Raw genomic sequence first — 5,515 nt, 5'->3', positions numbered from 1 at the left:
GTACGGCGATTCGCTCATCGACTTCGCGCCGAAGGGGCCGAGGGAGTCGTCGGTCTCGGCGAAGTACACCTCGGTGTCGGGCACGTCGGCGAACTGCGGCACGCGGTACGTGCGGAACACCGGGTTCTGCACCACCCCTTCTTCGAGCATCACTTCTTCGTACAGCGCGCCGCCGAGGGCCTGCGCGGCCCCGCCCTCGATCTGCCCGCGGCACTGCGCCGGGTTGATCACGACCCCGGCGTCGGCGGTCTGGATCGACTGCAGCACCTTCACCGTGCCCGTCTCGGGGTCGACGGCCACCCGCACGGCGTGCACGTTGAACGCCAGCGAGCGGAAGTCGCCGAACTCCGCGCCGTCGGCGGTGAGGCCCTGCTCGTCCCGCAGCGAAGCGGGCGCGGCATCCACGATCCGCTCCCACGAAACGAGCTCGTCTCCGGCCAGAACACCGGATGCCACGACCTCGGCCGAAGCGGCATCCGCTCCGGTCAGCTCCGCGGCGATGTCGATCATGCGCCGCCGCAGCACGGTGCACGCCGCGTGCAGCGCCTTGCCCGCGACCGTGGTGCCCGCGGAGGCGAAGGCGCCGGTGTCGTGGCGGACGGCGTCGGTGTCGGCGGCCCAGAGTTCGAGACGCTCCGGGGAGGCGTCGAGCACCGTTGCCGCGATCTGCCGGTGCACGGTCGAGGTGCCGTTGCCGAACTCCGCCGTGCCGACGCGCAGCAGGTACGTGCCGTCGGGACGCAGGGTCGCGGTCGTGTGGGCGATGTGTCCGCGGGGGGCCATCGTCGCGATCATCGCTGCCGCCATGCCCTCGCCGACCGCCCAGCCCGCGGGGGCCTCGACGCCGTTGCCGCGGCGGAGGGCGTCCTGCGCGAGATTGAGGCACTGGTCGAGGCCGTAACTGCCCCAGATCAGGTCTTCTTCGTACTTGTCCTCGTCGGGGTGGAGCGGATCGCCCTCCTGCACCGCGTTGAGGCGACGCAGGTCGAACGGGTCGATGCCGAGCTCCTCGGCGAGGGCGTCCATCGCGGACTCGACCGCGAACACGACCTGACCGAGCCCGTACCCGCGGAACGCGCCCGACGGCGGGTTGTTCGTGTACACCGCTTCGGCGTCGATCCACTTCGTCGGCACGCGGTACAGCGTCGTCGACTCGGCGCACGAGTGGAACAGCACGCCGATCGCGTGGTTGCCGTACGCGCCGGTGTCGCTGAGCACGTCGAGCTTCATCGCGGTCAGGGTGCCCGCGGCATCCGCCCCCAGAGACACGCGCACGCGCATCGGATGCCGCAGCGACGCCCGCACGAACTGGTCGGTGCGCGAGAACTCGTACGCCACCGGGCGACCGAGCTTGAGCACCGCGAGCGCCGTGAGGTCTTCGGTGAAGAGCTCCTGCTTGCCACCGAAGCCGCCGCCGACCCGGTTCGCGAACACGCGGATGCGGTCGCGCTCGAGGCCGAAGACGTGCGCGAGTTCGTTGCGGGCGAGGAACGGCACTTGCGTCGACGAGCGGAGGACGAGGCGGCCCTCGTCGTCGAGCCACCCGACGGATCCGTGCGTCTCGAGCGCCGCGTGTGTGACGCGCGACGAACGCCACTCGCCGCTCACCGTGGCGTGGCTCGCGGCGAGGGCTTCGTCGATGTCGCCGCCGTGGCCGGTGTGGAAGCCGGCGACGACGTTGCGGTCGGCCGCCATCACCCGCTCCTCGGGGGTGCGGTCGGGGTGCAGCAGGGGAGCGCCGGGGCGGCGCGCGTCCTCGGGATCGAAGACGGCGGGGAGCACGGCGTACTCCACGCGGACCGCGCGGCAGCCGGCATCCGCGGCCTCCGCCGTCTCGGCCACGACCGCGGCGACCCGCTGGCCCACGTGCCGCACGACGTCGTCGAGCATGCGCGTGTCGTCGGGATCGTCGGTGCGGTGTTCGTGGCGGCCGGTGGAGTAACGGACGTCGGGGACGTCGGCGTGGGTGAACACCGCGACGACGCCGGGGACCGCGAGCGCGTCGACGGTGTCGATGGAGGTGATCCGCGCGTGCGCGTGGGGTGAGGTCACGACGCGCAGCACGAGCGGCGGGCCGCCGGGCACGGGCTCGTCGAACGTGAACGGTTCCTTGCCCTGGACGATGCGGCGGGCGGCCTCGGGCACGACGGAGGTGCCGACGCGGCCGTCGGGCGGGACGCTGCCGTCTCGCGCGGCCTCGGGTACGACGGAGGTGCCGACGCGGCCGGCGGCCGGGACGCTGCCGTCCCGCGCGGGCGTGAGCGCGGGGCGGCCATCCCACGCGGTGGCGAGTCCCGTCTCGCGCACCGGACCCAGCACGGACTCCCGGATCGCCTCACGGATCGGCCGGTACCCCGTGCAGCGGCACAGGTTCCCCTTCATGCGGCGGTCGAGGTCGTCGAGGTCGCTCGCGCACAGGGTCGAGGCCGTGACGCTCATGCCGGGCGTGCAGAAACCGCACTGGAACCCGAATCCGGATGCCAGCGCCTCCTGCACCGGGTGGAGTTCGTCGCCCGGCGCGAGCCCGGCGGCCGTGGTGATCGCGCGACCCTCGAGTCGCATCGCCGGGACGATGCACGAGTGCGTCGGCTCACCGTCGATGAGCACCGAGCACGCGCCGCAGTCACCCGCGTCGCACCCCTTTTTCACCTCGACGTGGCCGGTCTCACGCAGCAGCGTCCGGGCGCACTGGCCCGGACGGGGGTCGGCCTCGATGGCGGACCCGTTGACCTCGAACCTCACGCGGTGCCCTCCTGGCGAACGTGTGTCGGGTGGCGCCGGTGCCGCGCTCCGGAGAAAGCGGTCCGCGGGGCGACGTCGGGGTGCGCGTCGAGCGCTGAACCGCTCCGAGCTCCGGAGCGCGGGACGGCACCGCGGAACCCGGCGCTCACGCGGCTCCCTCGTGCACGGTCCGCACGAACCCCGCGCGCAGCCGCTCGGCGAGCACCACGCTCACCCCGCGGCGCCAATCCGCGCTGCCGAGCGGATCGGTGTAGAAATCGGTCGCGGATGCCACGGCATCCCGCAACTCTCCCGCTCCGGGCACCCGCGCGAACCGCAGCACGCGCGGCCGACGCACCGCGGCCGTGACGACGAACACCGCCGCGCCGTCGGGGTCGACGCGAGCCGTGACGACGGCGCCCGACCGGCCGAGTTCGGCGAGGGCGATCTTCTGCAGCGCCACTCGGGAGGTCAGCGCCGTGAGCGGGACATCGAGGGCACGCAGCACCTCGCCGGGCTCCAGCGAGGTCGCGGCGTTGTCGACGACGAGGTCTGCCACCGCGATCCGACGCTCGCCGCCGTCGGGCGTCCACACCACCGCCGTGGCATCCAGGGTCGAGAGGAAAGCGATCATCGCCCCGGCCGCGAACGCCCGGCAGACGTTGCCGCCGACGGTGGCGGTGTTCCAGATCTTGAACGACGCCAGCAGCGCGTCGGCGGCCGGACGCGCGAGCGCGAGCGACGTCCACTCGGCGGGAGCCTCACGTTCGACCCACGCGAGCAGGCGCGCGATCGTGCACGTCGCCCCGATGCGGAGCCCGGCGTCGGTGACCTCCATGTCGGGCCAGCCGAGGGTCGTGAGGTCGACAAAGCCGGTGGTCGCGGGCTGCGGCTCGCTCATGAGCCACGTGCCCCCGGCCATCACGACCTCGCCCGGCGCCAGCGTGAGGTCTTCGCGCGTCCGGGCGGCGCGGTAGGAGGTGACGGTGGTGATGTCCATGCCTCAGCCCGCCAGGATCTCGCCCGACCACGCGCCGTCGGCGAGCCGGTAGTGCTGGCGCGTGCTCTGCCCCGCCGGGTCGCCCCGCCAGAACGTCAGCGTGAGGGGCCGCAGTCGGAAGCCGACCCAGCGTTGCGGCGGGTCCAGGACGGGGTGCGCGGAGTCGAAGTCGGCCCAGACGCGTCGGCGCTCGTCGGTGGGGAGCTGGGCGTTGTCGAGCGTGTTCATCCAGGCCAGCAGCTGCAGGTACCGCGAACGCTGGGCGTACACGGCGGCGGCCTCGGGCGCGCTCACGCGTTCGACGATGCCGCGCACGACGAGCTGCCGTCCCACCTCGGGCCACGCGACCGACATCGCCGCGACCGGGTTGGCCGCGATCTCGGCGACCTTCGCGCTCGCGGAATCGGTGTGGAAGTACAGACCCGTGGCATCCCGATCGCTCACCAGGACGTGACGCAGCGACGGCAGACCGTCGCGGCCGATCGTCGACAGGGCCGCGAGCGGGCGCAGTTCGCTGTCGTGCGGCGGGAGCCACCGCACCATCAGCGCGAGCGGGTCGGCGACGAGGGCGTCGGTCTCGTCGAGATCGGAGCCGAACGTGGTGCCTGCCGTGATCATGGCCACCTCCGGGTGTGCAGCGTGCACCGCCGAGCGTAGGGACCGCGCGTTTCGGCGATGTTGCCGCCATGAACATTCGCTGAAACACGCGCTCCGTACACTCCCGGGCGTGGGGCCACGGTGCCCCGGAGCGGAGGCGTCCCGTGCAAGTCCTGCCCCTTCTCGACGCGTGCCCCAAGCGCATGGAATACGGTCCGTGCGGCGGCGTCGGCTTCGACGGATCGTGCGAGATCGACGCTTCTCGCGCGTGCACGTTTTTGCCGCGGTCGACGGTGACGTGGACCGGCGTCGACCGGGTCTCGGCACCGCCCCCCGGCCCACGCACCGCCGCCGCCGCAGAGACCCTGGCCTCGCTCGGCACGCGCCCGTGGGTCGTGGCCGACCTCCCCGCGCGGGCGTTGAGCGTGGCATCCATCGATTCCTGCGCCGCCCTGCTCGCGGGAGAGGTGGATGCCGTCCTCGCCGGCGACGCGGGATCGGCGCGCGTGCAGTTTCCTCCGGCCTACCGGGCGTACCTGCTGCAGCGCGCGGGGCTGCGGGTGTGGACGGGGCTGAACATGCGCGACCGCAACCGCGTCGCGATCGAGGGCGAGCTGGCGGCCCTGGCGGTCGAGGGGGTGGCCGGGGTGCATTGCGTCACCGGCGATCACACCCGCACGGGGCATCGGCCCGACGCCGCACCCGTGTTCGACCTCGACTCGACCGAGGCGGCGGCCCTCGCCCGGGCCGCGGGGCACGTCGTGTCGGTCGCGGCGTCTCCCGCGGCCCCACCGGTGGAGCGGCGGGCGGCGCGGTTGCGCGAGAAGCTGCGCGCCGGCGCCGACGTGTGCTTCGTGAACCATGCCGGCGGAGCGGAGCCCGTGCGGAGGTTCATCGACGAGGTCGGCGTGTCGGCGGCGTTCGTGCCGTGCGTGCCAGTGGTCGTGGACCACGCCTCGGCGGATCTGCTCGAGTCGTTCACGACGCTCGTGCTGCCGGACGGGTTCCTGTCGCGCGTGCGCGAGGCGCGGGATCCGCGGGCCGAGGGCATCGCGCTGGCGGTGGCGCTCGCCGAGGAGATGCTCGCGATCCCGGGCGTCGCGGGGGTGAACCTGTCGGGCGGCCGCGAGGGCGCCGAGGAGTCCTTCGCCGAGGCCCAGGCGGAGGTGGCGCGGCGGCTGCAGTGAGGGGCGGCGC

4 protein-coding genes are annotated in these 5,515 nt (G+C 73.4%); 1 reads left to right on the top strand and 3 read right to left on the bottom strand.

Features of this window, described 5'->3' with window-relative positions:
• From LQV45_RS16675 to LQV45_RS16665, 3 genes are all read right to left on the bottom strand, one after another.
• Nucleotides 1-2,742: molybdopterin cofactor-binding domain-containing protein (locus tag LQV45_RS16675; RefSeq protein WP_230007990.1), on the bottom strand; the 2,742-nt coding region annotated here is incomplete at its 3' end.
• Between the two features lie 145 nt (nt 2,743-2,887).
• Nucleotides 2,888-3,721 (bottom strand): FAD binding domain-containing protein, encoded by an 834-nt coding sequence (locus LQV45_RS16670; RefSeq protein WP_230007989.1) that lies wholly within the window; start codon nt 3,719-3,721, stop codon nt 2,888-2,890.
• Between the two features lie 3 nt (nt 3,722-3,724).
• Nucleotides 3,725-4,339, bottom strand: a complete 615-nt coding sequence (locus tag LQV45_RS16665; protein ID WP_230007988.1) for a pyridoxal 5'-phosphate synthase — start codon at nt 4,337-4,339, stop codon at nt 3,725-3,727.
• Between the two features lie 143 nt (nt 4,340-4,482).
• On the opposite strand from LQV45_RS16665, the gene LQV45_RS16660 reads away from it, so the two are divergent.
• Nucleotides 4,483-5,505: a methylenetetrahydrofolate reductase C-terminal domain-containing protein gene (locus LQV45_RS16660; protein ID WP_230007987.1), complete on the top strand. Its 1,023-nt coding sequence runs from the start codon at nt 4,483-4,485 to the stop codon at nt 5,503-5,505.
• The last annotated feature ends 10 nt before the right edge of the window (nt 5,506-5,515 follow it).

It is taken from the genome of Microbacterium sp. Bi128, from assembly GCF_918698205.1.
This window is presented reverse-complemented; position numbering and strand designations above follow the sequence as displayed.